The following is a 17,059-nucleotide window of genomic DNA, read 5'->3' as shown; positions in this document are numbered from 1 at the left end:
GATTATGCCGAATAAAGATACAAAACCGGCGTCAGAGCGACGGCGCCAGAAAAACACTGCTAACCGCGGCGGACGGCCAATGGGGTCGAAAAACCTCAAAACGATGCTGCGGGATATCATGCTGCAGGAATATGTCGTGATGGAGGATGGCAGGAAAAAGCGGCGGACGCTGCTGCACATCACCTTGCTCAATCTTCGCAAGGCGGCTGTGGAAGACTCCAGCCCCCGGGCAATGAAGAAATTTGGGCAAGTGATGGAAAGATACCGCCCCGGCATCATCAACGAGGGAGCCGGGGTTCTGCTTGCCCCCGCCGAGATGACTCCGGAAGAATGGGCGGCGGACCAAATAGAGAAAAACAAGACCCGCAAGCCGCCGCCGGGCACCTTTGACGACGATGAAGACTGGAAAAATCGCTAACATCTTTGCCACAGTTCGCCCCGGCTCTACACAAGCCGGGCGTATCATGGCCTGATCCGCTTGAACTCCGCGGGCAGGCAAGCTAACGTCCGGATCGCAGGTAGCAATATGCCTGCCGGGGCTTAAGAACCCTGCAACGAGCGGCTGGCATCAGCCGGAATGATGCCGCCTTTCGGTCCCTATGGCCGGGAGGCGGCGATGTATGTCCAGGCTTCACGGCTAAAGATCGTCGCGGTTGTCTCGTTGCAACTTCTTAACTCCCGGTCACCAGGGCGGCAACGCTCCGGTGACCTTTCTGTTTTAGAAGGAGTTCGAAGCAATGACACGGAAGACTTTTACAAAGGCACGTTATATAAAGCTCGGTGCGCGGGGCGGATGGGAACAGCACTGTCTGGAAGAGGGGATTGCCCCCGTCGCCTATTATGATGTCCCTCACGGGATGGCCCTCTCCGGGAGCAGGGAAGCGATCAGAAAAATCTATCTCGATCAGGGGAAGACGGCCGGCACCGCCACCGGACACGCGAACCAGGTCCTCGACTTTTACGATCCCGCCCCTGATGTTCTCTGGATTACCATCTCCGGCGGATCGCTCTGGTGGGCCGAGCTTGCCCCCGACGTCGAGTATCTGGGCGCGGATCCGGAAGAGTTTCCGCAAGGGAGCCGCTTCCGCCGCACGGTATCCGGCTGGCACAAGGCTTCGTTCTCGGGCACACCGCTGCTGATCGGGGAACTGAGCGGCAATCTCACAAAGGTTGCCGCTTACCAAGGAACCATCTGTACTCTCAAGGCCGATCAGTTCGACTATCTTCTCCGCAAGCTGCGGGATGAGGACCTGCCGGAAATCACGGCGGCGCAGGAAGCCCGCAAACAGTTGCTGGCGGCGACAGTGGAGGTCATAAAGCTTCTCACCTGGCAGGACTTCGAGCTGTTTATCGAGCTCCTGTTCAGCCGGAGCGGCTGGCAGCGCATCAGCTCGCTTGGCGGCACGCAGAAGACCCTTGATCTCGAGTTACTCCTACCGACCTCCGGGGAGCGGGCGATCGTCCAGGTCAAGTCCGCGACCAGCCAGGCGCAGCTTGATGACTATATCGATAGGTTCGGGGCAATGGCGGCCGAAAAATACTTCTATGTCTATCATTCCAGCAAACAGAAGCTTGATGCTGGGGACAGCGGTATCCTGTTGATGGACGCTCCGGCGCTCGCCGATCAGGCGCTTAAAAGCGGGCTTGTTAACTGGTTGATCACCAAGGCGGCGTGAGGACGCCGACTGATGTTCACCCGGGGCAGAAAGGACTGGACTTCCGCCGGCAACAGAGCGGTACTGTGACGGCGATTTAGGGGTGCCTGAAAGCCCCATAACGCCAGCCCGGCTCTCCTCCCTCAGGCGCCGGGCTCGCCTCAGTGCAAGCCCCGGCGCACCGCCGGGGTAAAACTACGGAGGTCAGTATGGCAGCAACAGAGAAAGAACGACAGGCAGAGACAGTCGAGGTAATCACCGACAACACCGCAGTAACTTCACAAACAATGACAAGGCCCGCCAAAGCGGCCGACAAACAGGCATCCTCTTCCCGAATACGGAAGCCAATAAAGGCCCCACCTAAAAAGCCAGAGATCATCCTGAAGCTTATTAAACGTTCAAAAGGCGCTCGCTTGCAGGACCTACAGAAAGCCACCGGCTGGCAGGCCCACAGTATCCGGGCTGCGCTGACGGGGCTGCGCAAACAGGGCGTGCGAATTGATCATTCTCGAACCCCTTCTGGAAAGACGATATATAAAGCCGTTGAGGGTTGAGGCAATGGCAAACTTAACTATGGATGCCCAACTATCTCGACCTGATCTTGTCGACGCCTGGATCAAGGCTTATGGCGGACCGCCACCCAAAAGATTAAGCACCCGGCTTCTTCTCTACGCCTGTCACTACAATCTTCAGGCAAAGGACGGCGGTGGGCTTAAGAAATCGACCCTGCGCCAGCTTAAGCGATATGTACCGGCTTCGCCCGGGACGACGACCGTCAATACAGGAACGCCAGTCGCTCACAAGCCTGGGGTTGGCAGTCGGCTGGTTCGGGAATGGCGGGGAAAGACCCATATGGTCGACATCGAGGAAAATGGCTTCGTCTATCAGGGAAAACCTTATAGGTCATTGTCAGCCATCGCCAGAGCCATTACCGGCGCCCGCTGGTCCGGTCCGCGCTTCTTCGGACTGTAATCTGTCATGCAGCGTTGTGCCATCTATACCCGCAAGTCGACCGAGGATGGTTTGGAGCAGGATTTTAACTCCCTGCATGCCCAGCGGGAAGCCTGTGAAGCCTATATCAAGAGCCAGCAGCATGAGGGCTGGAAGCTGATGCGAACCGCCTTTGATGATGGCGGTTACTCCGGTGGCACAATGGACCGCCCTGCCCTTCAGGAGCTGTTAGCAGCCATTGACAGGCGAGAGATCGATATCATCGTTGTCTATAAGGTAGATCGCCTCACACGGTCGCTTGCAGACTTCTCGAAGATCATTGACAAACTGGATCAACGGGACGTGTCTTTTGTCTCGGTAACGCAAGCGTTCAATACCACTTCCTCCATGGGTCGGCTGACATTGAATGTGCTTCTCTCCTTTGCCCAGTTTGAACGGGAGGTCACCGCCGAGCGGATCCGAGACAAGATCGCGGCCTCCAAGAAGAAAGGCATATGGATGGGCGGCAATCTGCCCCTAGGTTACGATGTTGAGGATCGCAAGCTGGTGATCAATAAGGAGGAAGCCGCAACAGTAAGATTATTGTTCGATCTCTATATCGAACTCGGAACAGTGCGGCTTTTAAAAGCAGAGGCAGATCGCCTTGGCATTGTTACCAAGAAAATTATCCGAAAGGATGGATCTGTTACAGGGGGCAAGCCCTTCTTGCGGGGTAACCTGTATCGGCTGCTCTCCAATCCGCTTTACATAGGATTGATCCCACATAAAGGAGAGACCTACTCTGGTCAGCATGAGGCTATCATCAATCAGGAGACCTGGAACCAGGTTCAGCAGATGATGAGCAGCAATCGCCGGGAGCGGTCTTCGCCGACAAATGTGAAAGCACCGTTTCTGCTGACGGGGCTGGTCTTTGACGAAGCGGGAGAACCGCTCTATCAAGCTCAGGCCAGCAAAAACGGCAAGCGCTATCGCTACTATATCTCGAAGAAACTTGCACTGAGTTCAGAGCCAGCTGATGATGGGTGGCGGTTGTCTGCCCGAACACTGGAGGCGACGGTTATCCGTCCGGTGAAGGATCTGCTGCACGACCAGCAAAGGCTGATGGATTTGCTCGAATTTGCCAACCCAGCCCCATCCCTGTTGCAGACACTGAAACTCAAGGCAGATGAATTGGCAGGCAAGTTGGTTGATGACGATACCGGGCATCAACAGGCCATCTTGCAGGCACTCATACACAGAGTTGGCTTGTCCGCCGACGCCATCACGATTGATCTAAGCCGTAAGGCCCTGGCCAAATTGTTGACGATGGAGGAGAACATCGCCAGTAATAAGCATGATGATATTATTCCTCTGAACCTTGCCATCACCTTGCAGCGCAAGGGCGTTGAGGCGAAGCTGGTGATTGCCGGACAATCGAGTGGTCGGCGTCCCGACCCGGACCTCTGCCGTTTGATCGCGCAGGCGAGACACTGGTTTGATCAGTTGGCATCAGGGAAAGCCGGATCAGTGAAGGAAATTGCCGAACGGGAAAAGGTCTTTGATACGGAGATAACCCGGGTCCTTCCACTCGCCTTTCTGGCGCCCTCCATCATTGAGGATATTCTTAACGGTCGTCAGCCGGAGACGTTGAATGTTAAATCTCTCAAAAGAATAAGTCCGCTCCCAACCGACTGGAATGAGCAACAAAAGCGGCTCGGTTTCCATCAATAGTCCATCGTAATATCCCATGAACTGGACCCTGATACAGGGCGACAGAGACGAATGGGAAAATCTACGGAATATGCCTTCAACAGAGAGTCTCCGCCATCACCGGATAACCCCGAAGCGCCCGGAACTGCGGGGTTTAGGGGCGAACCTGGACTGGGTCCAGGTTCGCCTCAGTGTTAGTGGTGGGCAGTACGACACACAAAACCGCAACCAGACCGTTTTTAACCCATTGAATTCATTAAATGAATCGCAGAGGCCTTGATCAGTCTCTGCCAGTTCGTCAAATCTATCGAATATTCAGGGAAAATTGCTATCACAGGGTTTTTAGAGACACAAACTGGTCGCCAGTTCGCAGCAATCCAACTGCATCGTATTTTAAAAAACCCTGTGATAACAATGTGTTAATGGTGGGCCCGGTAGGACTTGAACCTACGACCAGTCCGTTATGAGCGGACGGCTCTAACCAGCTGAGCTACAGGCCCTTGTTCACCTCATCCTCCTGAGAGGACGTATATGGCAGATGACTGTGCCTATTTAGCCTGATCGGGACCGGGACGCAATTGGCGAAATGCGCGTTTCGCCAATTTTACGCCCCGGATCGGGAATAATCAGGTATCGAGGAAGCTGCGCAGCTTGCGCGACCGGCTCGGATGCTTCAGCTTGCGCAGGGCCTTCGCTTCGATCTGGCGGATACGCTCGCGTGTGACCGAGAACTGCTGCCCCACTTCTTCCAGCGTATGATCCGTATTCATGCCGATACCGAAGCGCATGCGCAGCACCCGCTCCTCCCGCGGTGTGAGGGAAGCGAGCACCCGCGTCGTCGTTTCGCGCAGGTTGGACTGGATCGCCGCATCCAGCGGCTGCACCGCGTTTTCGTCCTGGATAAAATCACCGAGGTGGCTGTCCTCCTCATCCCCGATCGGGGTTTCGAGGCTGATCGGCTCCTTGGCGATCTTCATCACCTTGCGGACTTTTTCAAGCGGCATGCCGAGCTTCACCGCCAGCTCCTCCGGCGTCGGCTCGCGGCCGATTTCATGGAGCATCTGGCGCGAGGTGCGGACCAGCTTGTTGATCGTCTCGATCATATGCACCGGAATGCGGATGGTGCGGGCCTGATCCGCGATCGACCGGGTGATCGCCTGCCGGATCCACCAGGTGGCGTAGGTCGAGAATTTATAGCCGCGGCGGTATTCGAACTTGTCCACCGCCTTCATCAGGCCGATGTTGCCTTCCTGGATCAGGTCGAGGAACTGCAGGCCGCGGTTGGTGTATTTCTTGGCGATGGAAATCACAAGGCGGAGGTTGGCCTCCACCATTTCCTTCTTCGCGCGGCTGGCTTCCCGCTCGCCCTGCTGCACCGTGCTGACGATGCGGCGGAACTCATTCATCGGCAGCCCGAATTCGGAGCTGATCTTGATAATCTCGCCCCGGATTTCAGCAATCATATCCGCTTCACCGGCGATGAAATCCTTCCAGCCCTTGGCCTTCAGCACCGCCATCTTGTCAACCCAGCCGGGATCGAGCTCATTGCCGAAATACTGTTCAAGAAAGCTCGCGCGCGACACCTTATGCCGCTCCGCAAGGCGCAGCAGACGCCCCTCCAGGCTCATCAGCCGCCGGTTGATGCCGTAAAGCTGATCGACCAGTGCCTCGATCCGGTTATTGGTCAGATGGACATCATCCATCAGCTTGACCATTTCCAGCTTCAGCTTCTCATATTTCTTTTCCTGCGCGCTGGAGACAATTTCATTTTCCAGCGCCGCCGTCAGGCGGGATTCCTGCAACTTGTACAGCTTCTTGTAGGTTTTGGCGATTTCATCGAAGCGTTCGAAAACCTCGGGCTTCAGCGTTTCCTCAAGGGCGGCAAGAGACATGGTGTTGCCTTCGGCATCATCCTCATCCTCTTCCTCTTCCTCCTCGCGGCTGGCTTCGCCTTCTTCCTCGTCGCGTTCGTCATCCTCGTCATCCGTTTCGGAATCGGACTCCTCGTCATCGGCGAGGCCTGCGGCGGGCAGCTCGTCATCCTCGCTGTCCTCGCTGAAGCCTTCCTGCAACGCCTTTTCCGCTGCCGCGCCCGCGCCATAGGTGGCATCCAGGTCAATGACATCGCGCAGCAGCAGCTTTTCCTGCAGCATCAGCTCGCGCCAGTTCAGGATGGCGCGGATGGTCAGCGGACTTTCGCAGATGGCGCCGATCAGCTTGCCCCGGCCCGCCTCGATCCGTTTGGCGATGGCAATTTCGCCTTCGCGCGAGAGCAGCTCCACCGTGCCCATTTCGCGCAGATACATGCGCACGGGATCGTCGGTGCGGTCCCCGGCGCCGACCGCCGGTTTCTCGGCAACCTCGCGGCCGGGCCGCTCCTCCGTCTCATCGTCGCTGTCATCGTCGTTGCTGTTATCGGGAGAGGAATCATCGCCCCCCTCTTCGTCATTCTCGACAACATTGATGCCCATTTCCGAGAGCAGCGACATGGTATCCTCGATCTGTTCAGACGACATCTGATCCTGCGGCAGAACCGCGTTCAGCTCGTCGAACGTCACATAGCCCTTGTCTTTCGCTTTCGCGAGCATCTTCTTGACGGCTGCCTGGGAGGCATCAATAAGGGGGCTGTCCGGGCTTTCATCGCTCTGGTCTGACGTATCAACAGCTTCCGCACTCTTTGTCGCCATAAAGTCTAATCTCCTGAAATATTCCGCTGATGGGCCGCGCCTTGCGGGCTGCCGGGGGTCCTTGATGTCTACACAATATTACTTCGCCCGGAGGCCATTCCAAATCCGTCCAGACTGGCCGATGTGCCGGATGCCTCTTCCAGCGCTTTCTTTGCCAGTTTCAACCGGTCGAGATTTTCCGTCGTCGTATTTTCCCTGAGCTGTCGCTCCGCCGTTTCCAGATCTTTTCTGAGTGCCTCCAGCTTGTGGCGGTCAATGATATGCAGCCAGGCATTCAGCGCATCTTCATAGGCCGTATCCGGATTGGTGAACCAGTCCAGGGATCTGGTTGCCGGCCGCTGCAAACCCTTTACCTGCTCAGACAATCCACGTTTTGCTAAATGGTGTGCCATGCCCGCGTAGTCAAGAGGAGATTCGACCGTGGCAATATCTATTATTGCGCGTCGCAATCTGTCAAGTCGGGGGCTGCTGAGCGTCAGGCCGCCCAGCGTCTCGAAGTGATTTTCCATTATGGCCGGGTGGTTTATGACCGTCAGCAGGATCAATTCCTCGCGGCGGCTGCCCGATTGCATCTGTCCCGGCTGCAGGGTTGAACTACCTGTAAGATGCGAATCACGCGATTGATTCGCGAATCGGCCGAATCGTTCTTTGCCGCGCGGCCCGGAACCCGTCCGCCCCCCGGTCTGCTGCCGCGGCGGGCGGAAGGCCTGCCACAGCCGGTCCTTGAAAAAGCTGCGGTAATAGCCCTGCACCGCCGCATCCTGCATGGCGTTGCACAGATCATTGAGGGATTTTTCAAGCGCCGCCTTGCGCTCCGGCGTATCCACCGGGCGGTCCTCCGTCTCCTTGCGCCAGAGAATTTCCGAGAGCGGCAAAGCACTTTCCAGCACCGCCTGCATCGCCGCCGCACCCTGTTTCCGGATCAGGTCGTCCGGGTCCATCCCCTCGGGCAGCAGGGCGAAGCGCAGGGAATGGCCAGGGCGTAATAATGGCAGAGCGCGCTCCGCCACCTTCAGCGCCGCGCGCCAGCCCGCCGCATCGCCATCGAGGCAAATCACCGGCTCCGACGCCATCTGCCAGAGGATACGGAGCTGATCTTCCGTCACGGCGGTGCCGAGCGGGGCCACCGCCTCGGCAAAGCCCGCATCGCTGAAGGCGATCACATCCATATACCCCTCGGCGACGATCAGGCGGCCGCTGTCGAACGCTGCTTTTCGCGCCGTCGCCATATTGTAAAGGACATGCCCCTTGTGGAAGAGCGGCGTTTCGGGGGAGTTGAGATATTTCGCATTCGCCTCCCCGAGCGCGCGGCCGCCAAAGGCGATCACCCGGCCGCGCCGGTCCGTAATGGGGAACATCAGCCGGTCACGGAAGCGGTCATATGTCTCCCGCCCGTCGTCCGGCTTGATGATCAGCCCGCCCTCGATCAGCGTCGCCTCCGTCACCCCGCGGGCGATCAGCGCCTCTTTCAGGGCCGTGCGGCTGTTCGGCGCATAACCGAGACGGAAAGACGCGACCGCCCGTTCCGACAGTTGCCGCCGCGCGAGATAGCCCCGCGCGCCGCCGCCCGCCTGACCGGCAAGCTGGCCGATGAACCATTCCGCGGCCAATTCCATCGCATCATGCAGCGTCGCGGATCGTTGTTGCCGCTCCCTCTCCTCCGGCCGCTGCACGGGCACGGCAATTCCGGCGAGGGCGGCGAGGCGCTCGACGGCCTCCGGAAACTCGACGCCTTCCGTCTGCTTGACAAATTCGATCAGGTCGCCATTGGCGCCGCAACCGAAGCAGTGATAGAAGCCCTTCTCCTCATTGACCGTGAAGGACGGCGTTTTTTCATTATGAAACGGGCAGAGGCCGGAATATTCCCGCCCCTTTTTCACCAGCTTCGTGCGCCGCCCGATCACATCGACAAGACTGACGCGCGCCTTGAGCTCTTCCATGAATTGCGGCGGAAAGGCCATGCCGTGCTATTCCGTATTTAACCGGTTAATGAAAAAAACCTCAAACCATCGCCGCCCGGTCAGGCGCCAAGGGTTTCCTTGACAATAGCGCTCGCTTTCGAAAAATCCATCTGCCCGGCGAAACGGCTTTTCAGTTCCGCCATGGTGCGGCCCATGTCTTTCAGGCCCGACGCGCCGATATCGCCGATCACCTCTTCCACAGCCGCGCGGGTTTCCCCTGCGTCAAACTGCTTGGGAAGATACTCCGCGATGATATCGATTTCCTCCTGCTCCGACGTGGCGAGATCGACCCGGCCGCCCTTTTCATAGGCGTCGATGGACTCCTTGCGCTGGCGCACCATCGTCGTCAGCATCTGAAGAATCTCATCATCGGTGATTCCATCCTCCGCCCCCTTGTCGCGTGCCGCCAGATCGCGGTCCTGCAACGTGGCAATGATCAGGCGCAGCGTCGAAATGCGACGCTTATCCTTTGATTTCATTGCCTCTTTCAGCGACTCTTTTATCCTGCTTCGTAACATAAATATCCGAATCTATCGTGGAGAAAGGCGACATACTAACGGAAAGCCAGACCGATAGCAATCCAAATCTTCTTTGTAAGTCATTGAAATTAAACAAGAATTTTTACGCGGAAAAGTTTTTGAAAAACTTGACGCGGCGCAGCAAACTGCTTATGTTCCAGCGCAATATTCAGCTACCAGGCCAGAGAAATTTCGGCTCGGCGGAACTACCGCAAGAGGGTCCCTATTATCATGTCTTATGAAAACAATGGTGACGCGGTCGATCTGAACAGTGAACGGACAGCGACAGCGGTCCTTGTGCTGGGCGATGGCACCGTCTTCCACGGCTTCGGCATCGGCGTCGAGGGGGAAACGATCGGCGAAGTCTGCTTCAACACCTCGATGACCGGCTATCAGGAAAGCCTGACCGATCCGTCCTTCGCCGGTCAGTTGATCACCTTCACCTTTCCCCATATCGGCAATGTCGGCTTCAATGATGAGGATATCGAGACGGCGGGCATCGCCGCCGCGGGTCTCATCATCCGGGCCAGCATTTCCGATCCGGCCAACTGGCGGGCGGTCGGCCCGCTGGATGACTGGCTGAAATCAAGAAACCTGATCGGCATTTCCGGGGTCGATACCCGCCGCCTCACCCATTATATCCGCAAGTCCGGCGCCCCCAACGGCATCATCGCCCACCGCAAGGACGGCAAGTTCGACATTCCCGCTTTGCAGAAAAAGGCGGCCGCCTGGGCCGGGCTGGAGGGCATGGACCTCGCCAAGGTCGTCTCCTGCAAGGCGCCTTACGAATGGACGGAAACCACCTGGGACATCAAGGCCGGATATGGCGAGCAGCAGGCGCCGAAGCGCCATATTGTCGCCGTCGATTACGGGGTGAAACGCAATATCCTGCGCTGCCTCGCCGATCTCGGCTGCCGCATCACGGTGGTGCCCGCAACGGCCAGCCTGGATGAGATCATGGCGCTCAAGCCCGACGGGATTTTCCTTGCCAACGGCCCCGGCGATCCGGCGGCGACCGGCACATATGCCGTGCCGGTCATTCAGGGCTGCATCGACAGCGGCGTGCCCACTTTCGGCATCTGCCTTGGGCATCAGATGCTGGCCATTGCGGTCGGCGCCAAAACCATGAAGATGCACCAGGGCCATCGCGGCGCCAACCAGCCGGTCAAGGATCTGACAACCGGCAAGGTCGAGATCACCTCGCAGAACCACGGCTTCGTCGTGGTGCGCGAAAGCCTGCCGGACGGCGTGACCGAAACCCATAAATCCCTGTTCGACGGCGTGGTCGAGGGGATCGAGATTGACGGCAAGCCGGTCTTTTCCGTGCAGTATCATCCCGAAGCGAGCCCCGGCCCGCAGGACAGCCAGTATCTTTTCCAACGCTTCATAGATATGGTCGATAGAAAAAATGCCTAAACGTACCGATATCCAGTCCATCATGATCATCGGCGCCGGGCCCATCATCATTGGCCAGGCGTGCGAATTCGACTATTCCGGCACCCAGGCCTGCAAGGCGCTGAAGGAAGAGGGTTACCGCGTTATTCTGGTCAACTCCAACCCGGCCACCATCATGACCGACCCGGGCCTTGCCGACGCCACCTATGTGGAGCCGATCACCCCCGAGATTGTCGAGAAGATCATCGCCAAGGAACGCCCCGATGCGATCCTGCCGACCATGGGCGGGCAGACGGCGCTGAATACCGCGCTGGCGCTCGCCGAAAGTGGCGCGCTCGACCGTTACGGCGTGCAGCTCATCGGCGCCAACCGCGAAGCCATTGCGAAAGCCGAAGACCGCGACCAGTTCCGCACCGCCATGCTGAAAATCGGCCTCGACATGCCGAAAAGCGCCGTCGCGCACACGCTTGACGAAGCCTGGAAAGTGCTGGAGGACGTCAAGCTCCCCTGCATCATCCGCCCGTCCTACACCTTGGGCGGCACCGGCGGCGGCATCGCCTATAACCGCGAGGAGTTCGAGGAAATCGTCACCGGCGGGCTCGATGCCTCCCCCACCACCGAAGTGCTGGTAGAGGAAAGCATCGTCGGCTGGAAGGAATATGAGATGGAGGTTGTGCGCGACAAGGCGGACAACTGCATCATTATCTGTTCCATCGAAAATGTCGATCCCATGGGCGTGCATACGGGCGATTCCATCACGGTTGCCCCGGCGCTGACCCTCACCGACAAGGAATATCAGGTGATGCGCAACGCCTCCCTCGCGGTGTTGCGCGAAATCGGGGTGGAGACCGGCGGCTCCAACGTGCAGTTCGCCGTCAATCCGGAGAACGGCCGCCTGATCATTATCGAGATGAACCCGCGCGTTTCCCGCTCCAGCGCGCTCGCCTCCAAGGCGACCGGTTTTCCCATCGCCAAGGTGGCGGCGAAGCTCGCCGTCGGCTATACGCTGGACGAGCTGGATAACGACATCACCGGCGTCACCCCGGCGTCGTTCGAACCGACCATCGACTATGTGGTCACGAAAATCCCGCGCTTCACCTTCGAGAAGTTTCCGGGCGCGGAAGCCAAGCTCGGCACCGCCATGAAATCCGTGGGCGAGGCCATGGCCATCGGCCGGACCTTCGCCGAAAGCCTGCAAAAGGCGCTGCGGTCGCTGGAGACCGGCCTCACCGGCCTCAATGAGCAGAATTTCACCCGCCATGGCGACCAGAAGGCGGACAAGCAGCAGATTCAGGCAATCCTCGCCCATCCGACGCCGGAGCGGCTGCTCAATATCGCGCAGGCCTTCCGCGAGGGTCTCACCCTCGATGAAATTCACGCCGCCAGCAAATATGAACCCTGGTTCCTGGCGCAGATTGAGGCCATCGTCGAGATGGAGAACGCGGTCCGCGCGAACGGTCTGCCACGGACGAAAGGCGGGCTTCTCGCCCTCAAATCCATGGGTTTCAGCGACAAGCGCCTCGCCGAGCTGGCTGACACCCGCGAGGAGCATGTGCTGGCCGCGCGGCAGAAATTCGGGATCGAGCCTGTCTACAAGCGCATTGATACCTGCGCCGGGGAATTCCCGTCGCAGACGCCGTATATGTATTCCACCTATGAAGGCAATGAATGGGACGAGGCGGTGTGCGAGGCCGAGCCGACGGACGCCAAAAAGGTCATCATTCTCGGCGGCGGCCCCAACCGCATCGGCCAGGGGATCGAGTTTGACTATTGCTGCGTCCATGCGGCCTATGCCCTGTCGGACGCGGGTTATGAGACCATCATGGTCAACTGCAACCCCGAAACCGTCTCCACCGACTATGACACCTCCGACCGGCTGTATTTCGAGCCGCTGACGGTGGAAGACACCCTCGCCATCATCCGCAAGGAACAGTCGAACGGCACGCTGCATGGCGTGATCGTCCAGTTCGGCGGACAGACGCCGCTCAAGCTCGCGGCCGGGCTGGAGGCGGCGGGCGTGCCCATTCTCGGCACCACGCCGGACGCCATCGACCTTGCCGAGGACCGGGAGCGGTTCCAGCAGCTTCTGCACAAGCTCGGCCTCAAGCAGCCGGAAAACGGCATCGCCCGCTCGGTGGAGGAGGCCTTCGCGGTCGCGGAACGGATCGGCTATCCGGTCGTCGTCCGCCCCTCCTATGTGCTGGGCGGCCGCGGGATGGAAATCGTCCGCGACGGCGACAGCCTCGATCGCTACATGCGCGAGGCGGTGATCGTTTCCGGTGACAATCCCGTGCTGGTGGACGGCTATCTGCAGAACGCCATCGAGGTGGATGTGGATTGTCTTTCCGACGGCAAGACCGTGTTCGTCGCGGGCGTGATGGAGCATATCGAGGAAGCCGGCATTCATTCCGGGGACAGCGCCTGTTCCCTGCCGCCGCATACGCTAGAAGCCGATGTCATCGCGGAGATCAAGCGCCAGACGGAGGCGATGGCCCTTGCGCTCAATGTCGTCGGGCTGATGAATGTGCAGTTCGCCGTCAAGGACGGGACGATCTATATCCTGGAAGTCAACCCGCGGGCGAGCCGCACGGTGCCGTTTGTGGCCAAAAGCATCAACTACCCCATCGCCAAGATCGCCGCGCGCGTCATGGCGGGGGAAAGCCTCGCCTCCTTCGATCTTGTCGACCGGCCGCTCAAGCATGTCACCGTCAAGGAAGCCGTCTTCCCCTTCTCGCGCTTCCCCGGCGTCGATGTGGTGCTGGGCCCGGAAATGCGCTCCACCGGGGAGGTGATGGGCATTGATACGGATTTCGGCGCCGCCTTCCTGAAATCGCAGATCGCGGCAGGCGTGCGCCTGCCCACATCGGGCACGGTGTTCGTCTCCGTCAAGGATCTCGACAAGGCGCCGATCACGGCGGCGGTGGCCAAGCTGATTACGCTCGGCTTCACCGTTGTCTCCACCGGCGGCACGGCGAAATATTTCACCGATCAGGGCCTGCCCGTTGCGCGCATCAACAAGGTCATGGAAGGGCGGCCGAACATCGTCGATGCCATGAAAAACGGCGATATCGCGCTGGTCTTCAACACCACCGAAGGGGCGCAGGCACTGCGCGACAGCTATGACATCCGCCACACGGCGCTGGTCATGAAAACCCCCTACTCGACCACCGTTGCCGGAGCCTTTGCAACCGTCGAAGCCATCGAGAAAATTATTACGGGAACACTTGAAGTCAACTCGCTTCAATCCTATTCTTAATTCCTTGACAAGCTCTGACTAAGTCTATAGTCAGAGCGGCTTTGTGACGAGTGCAAGCGATCATTCACGTAACGACGTAATCGAGATTTCAAATGGAACGACTACCGATGACGGCTGCGGGCTATGCGCGGCTTGAAAAAGAATTGAAAGAGTTGAAATCAACGGCTCGCCCGGCGGTTATCCAGGCAATTGCGACCGCGCGCGAGCATGGGGACCTGTCTGAAAATGCGGAGTATCATGCCGCCAAAGAGCAGCAATCCCTCATCGAGGGCCGCATCGCCGAGCTGCAGGACAAGCTGAGCCGTGCCGAGGTCATCGATGTCGCGTCCATTTCCGGCCGCCAGATCAAATTTGGCGCCACCATTCTGCTCGCCGATGAAGACACCGACGAAGAGACCAGCTATCAGATCGTCGGCGAGGATGAAAGCAATATCGAGGAGGGTCGCCTCTCCATCACCGCGCCGCTGGCCCGCGCGCTGATCGGCAAGGAACAGGGCGACAGCGTCGAGGTGATGACCCCCGGCGGCTCCAAAGCCTATGAGGTGATCGAGGTCAGCTACTCAAGCTGATTTCCCGCCCGCAAGTAATGAAAAAACCCGCCGTTTGGGCGGGTTTTTTTATGTCTTCATCTTCCCTTTTCCGCGCTTACCCTTTCGCGGCGGGGGTGAGATGGCCGCGATTGATGGCGGCTTCCGAGATCGCCTCCAGCGCCTCCGGATTGACCAGCGATGACGTATCGCCGAGCGGCTTGCCGAGGCAGACGGCGCGCACCAGCCGCCGCATCACCTTCATATTGCGCGTCTTTGGCAGGTCCGGCACGGTCAGGATGAATTTCGGCTTATAGGGATAGCCGAGCCCGGCAATGACCGCGTCCGCAAGCTCCTTCTCCACGGTCGCCCCCGCCGCCGCGTCCTTGTCCAGCACCACGACGCAGGCGACGCTTTCGCCCTTGATCTCGTCCGGGATGCCGATGGCCGCCACTTCCCGCACCTTGCCGGTGGCGGTGAGCAGCGCCTCAATCTCTGACGGGCCGGTGCGCTTTCCGGCGATTTTCAGCGTGTCATCGGACCGGCCGAGGACGAACCAGAAGCCGTCCTCATCCCGCACGGCCCAGTCGCCCTGACGCCAGCAGCCGGGAATATCCCGCCAATAGCTGGCAAGGTAGCGTTCGTTATCTTTCCACAATCCCCGGCTGAGCCCGATGGAGGGTTTGCGCAAAACCAGCTCCCCCACAGTGCCGGGGCCGAGCGGTTTCCCGTCCATATCGACGATATCGGCCCCCATGCCCGGCACCGGGCCGGAAAAGGAACAGGGCTTCATCGGCCGCAGGACGGACCCGGCGAGAATGCCGCCGCCAATTTCCGTACCGCCCGTATAGTTGATGATCGGCGCGTTGCTTTTCAGGACATTTTCAAAGGTCCACCACCAGGCATCCGGTGTCCAGGCCTCCCCCGTGGAGGCGACAAGGCGGATGGAGGAAATATCATGATCGCCCACCCCGGCGCCATGCATGAAGCCACGGATCAGCGTCGGCGACACACCGAGGAACGTCACATGGTGCTTCTCGATCAGCCGCCACATGCGCGTTGCATCCGGATAGTCCGGCGCGCCATCGGCCAGCACGAAAGACGCGCCCATCAGGGTCGCGCCGAACGCCAGCAGCGGCCCGACCAGCCAGCCCATATCGGAAAACCAGACGATCCGGTCGCTGCTTTTCATATCCATCATCAGGCCGAGATCAAGCGTCAGCTTGGCCGGAAAACCGCCATGGGTATGCACGGTTCCCTTCGGCATCCCCGAGGTGCCGGAGGTATAGACCAGCAGCGCGGGCGCCTCCGCCGGCATTTCGGCGTTTGGCATGTCCGTGGGTTGCCCCTCGCACAGCTCCTCCCAGTCGATATCCGTCTCCCCCATGGTGACGGGGTGGCCCGTCCGCCGGAGGCAGATCACATTCCGCACGCTCGGCGCCCGGGCGGCGGCGGCATCGGCGAATTCCTTCATCGGGGCCACCTGCCCGCGCCGCGTTGCGCCATCAACGGTGAGGATGGCCACTGCCTCCGATGCGTTAAGCCGGGCGAGGATGGCATCCACCCCGAAACCGGAGAACAGCGGCATCACCACCGCGCCAATCTTCGGCACCGCCAGCAAGGCGACGACGGCCTCATTCACATTGGGCATATAGACGGCGACCACTTCACCCGGTTTCACGCCAAGCGATTTGAGACCCGACGCGAGGCGGGAGACTTCCGCACTGAGTTCCTCATAGGTCCAGATGCGGCTTTCGCCATTTTCGCTATCGCCGATCACGGCGGGCGATGTCCAGACGGGGGTGCCGCGATGACGGTCCAGAGAATTTTCCACGATGTTGGTCGTGCCGCCGATGAACCATTCGGCAAATTCGATGCCCTTCGAGAGATCCATGATCTTGTCATAGGGTTTCATGAAGCGAAGCCGCCCGGCGATGGCGTTCCACCACCACTCCGGCTCCTCCTCGGCGCGGCGCATCAGCGCCTCGTAATCTTCAATCCCGTGCTCGGCCATGAAGGCGACCAGATTGCTCTGCCGGATCAGATCCTCAGCGGGTTCCCAGACGATGCTTTGACGTGCCAGTTCATTCATTGAGTATCTCTCCCGTCTGATGGCGTTATCAGGAAAGCGGCCCCATCGGCCCCATTGGCCCGCTTCCCCTTGCCGCCGGTTTTTTCTTGTTAGGTGGCGTCGCCGCCTTTTCTCATCATAATTGAGGCCCTGACCCTAGACCAGAAAATGCCGGAATGCAGCATGATTCAGCGGTTTCGCGGATGCCCCTCCGTGCAGCCTGAAATTGCTTTTCTACCCGCCAGATCCGCCGATCATTCCCCAAGTCTCAACCCGCTGGTGTGACTTTAAAATCAAAGGTTGCATTTTTCGCCCGGCAATGTTATACTATTCGCATATACGGGATATT

General features: G+C 59.1%; 12 protein-coding genes and 1 tRNA gene. 8 read left to right on the top strand and 5 right to left on the bottom strand.

Features of this window, described 5'->3' with window-relative positions:
- Positions 1-118 precede the first annotated feature (118 nt).
- From CMN55_RS14740 to CMN55_RS14720, 5 genes are all read left to right on the top strand, one after another.
- Positions 119-418 carry a hypothetical protein gene (locus CMN55_RS14740; RefSeq protein WP_293950645.1) on the top strand — a complete coding sequence of 100 codons (300 nt, stop codon included), beginning with the start codon at positions 119-121 and terminating at the stop codon, positions 416-418.
- Positions 419-737: 319 nt separating this feature from the next.
- Entirely contained in the window at positions 738-1,676 is a 939-nt protein-coding gene (locus CMN55_RS14735) for a PDDEXK family nuclease (protein WP_293950643.1), read from the top strand.
- A gap of 188 nt (positions 1,677-1,864) precedes the next feature.
- The gene (locus CMN55_RS14730; protein WP_293950641.1) at positions 1,865-2,209 is read left to right on the top strand and encodes a DUF3489 domain-containing protein; all 345 of its coding nucleotides are present in this window, start codon (positions 1,865-1,867) and stop codon (positions 2,207-2,209) included.
- Between the two features lie 4 nt (positions 2,210-2,213).
- Positions 2,214-2,627: a DUF2924 domain-containing protein gene (locus CMN55_RS14725; protein WP_293950639.1), complete on the top strand. Its 414-nt coding sequence runs from the start codon at positions 2,214-2,216 to the stop codon at positions 2,625-2,627.
- A 6-nt stretch (positions 2,628-2,633) separates the two neighbouring features.
- Complete coding sequence (locus tag CMN55_RS14720; protein WP_293950637.1) at positions 2,634-4,316, top strand: recombinase family protein; 1,683 nt, start codon at positions 2,634-2,636, stop codon at positions 4,314-4,316.
- 402 nt (positions 4,317-4,718) lie between these two features.
- On the opposite strand, the gene CMN55_RS14715 is transcribed toward CMN55_RS14720, so the two are convergent.
- The 4 genes from CMN55_RS14715 to CMN55_RS14700 form a co-directional block, all read right to left on the bottom strand.
- Positions 4,719-4,795 (bottom strand) — tRNA-Ile (locus CMN55_RS14715).
- Positions 4,796-4,921: 126 nt separating this feature from the next.
- Positions 4,922-6,982: an RNA polymerase sigma factor RpoD gene (gene rpoD, locus CMN55_RS14710; RefSeq protein ID WP_293950635.1), complete on the bottom strand. Its 2,061-nt coding sequence runs from the start codon at positions 6,980-6,982 to the stop codon at positions 4,922-4,924.
- 68 nt (positions 6,983-7,050) lie between these two features.
- Positions 7,051-8,943 carry a DNA primase gene (gene dnaG / locus CMN55_RS14705; RefSeq protein WP_293950633.1) on the bottom strand — a complete coding sequence of 631 codons (1,893 nt, stop codon included), beginning with the start codon at positions 8,941-8,943 and terminating at the stop codon, positions 7,051-7,053.
- 59 nt (positions 8,944-9,002) lie between these two features.
- Entirely contained in the window at positions 9,003-9,461 is a 459-nt protein-coding gene (locus CMN55_RS14700; protein ID WP_293950631.1) for a GatB/YqeY domain-containing protein, read from the bottom strand.
- A gap of 231 nt (positions 9,462-9,692) precedes the next feature.
- Here CMN55_RS14700 and carA point away from each other — a divergent pair, with 231 nt between their 5' ends.
- The 3 genes from carA (at position 9,693) to greA (ending at position 14,681) form a co-directional block, all read left to right on the top strand.
- Complete coding sequence (gene carA / locus CMN55_RS14695) at positions 9,693-10,877, top strand: glutamine-hydrolyzing carbamoyl-phosphate synthase small subunit (protein WP_293950629.1); 1,185 nt, start codon at positions 9,693-9,695, stop codon at positions 10,875-10,877.
- On the top strand, positions 10,870-14,112 hold the full coding sequence (gene carB / locus CMN55_RS14690) for a carbamoyl-phosphate synthase large subunit (RefSeq protein ID WP_293950628.1): 3,243 nt from the start codon (positions 10,870-10,872) through the stop codon (positions 14,110-14,112). Before carA ends, carB begins: the two co-directional genes overlap by 8 nt.
- Before the next feature lie 92 nt (positions 14,113-14,204).
- Entirely contained in the window at positions 14,205-14,681 is a 477-nt protein-coding gene (gene greA / locus CMN55_RS14685; protein ID WP_293950627.1) for a transcription elongation factor GreA, read from the top strand.
- A gap of 76 nt (positions 14,682-14,757) precedes the next feature.
- Here the strand turns inward: greA and CMN55_RS14680 are convergent, their stop codons facing one another.
- A complete protein-coding gene (locus CMN55_RS14680) occupies positions 14,758-16,731 on the bottom strand; it encodes an AMP-binding protein (RefSeq protein ID WP_293950625.1) in 1,974 nt (657 codons plus the stop codon).
- Positions 16,732-17,059 lie beyond the last annotated feature (328 nt).

It is taken from the genome of Sneathiella sp. (genome assembly GCF_002694385.1).
Taxonomy (GTDB): domain Bacteria; phylum Pseudomonadota; class Alphaproteobacteria; order Sneathiellales; family Sneathiellaceae; genus Sneathiella.
The sequence above is the reverse complement of the archived record's forward strand: the minus strand, read 5'-3'. Positions and strand labels throughout refer to the sequence as shown.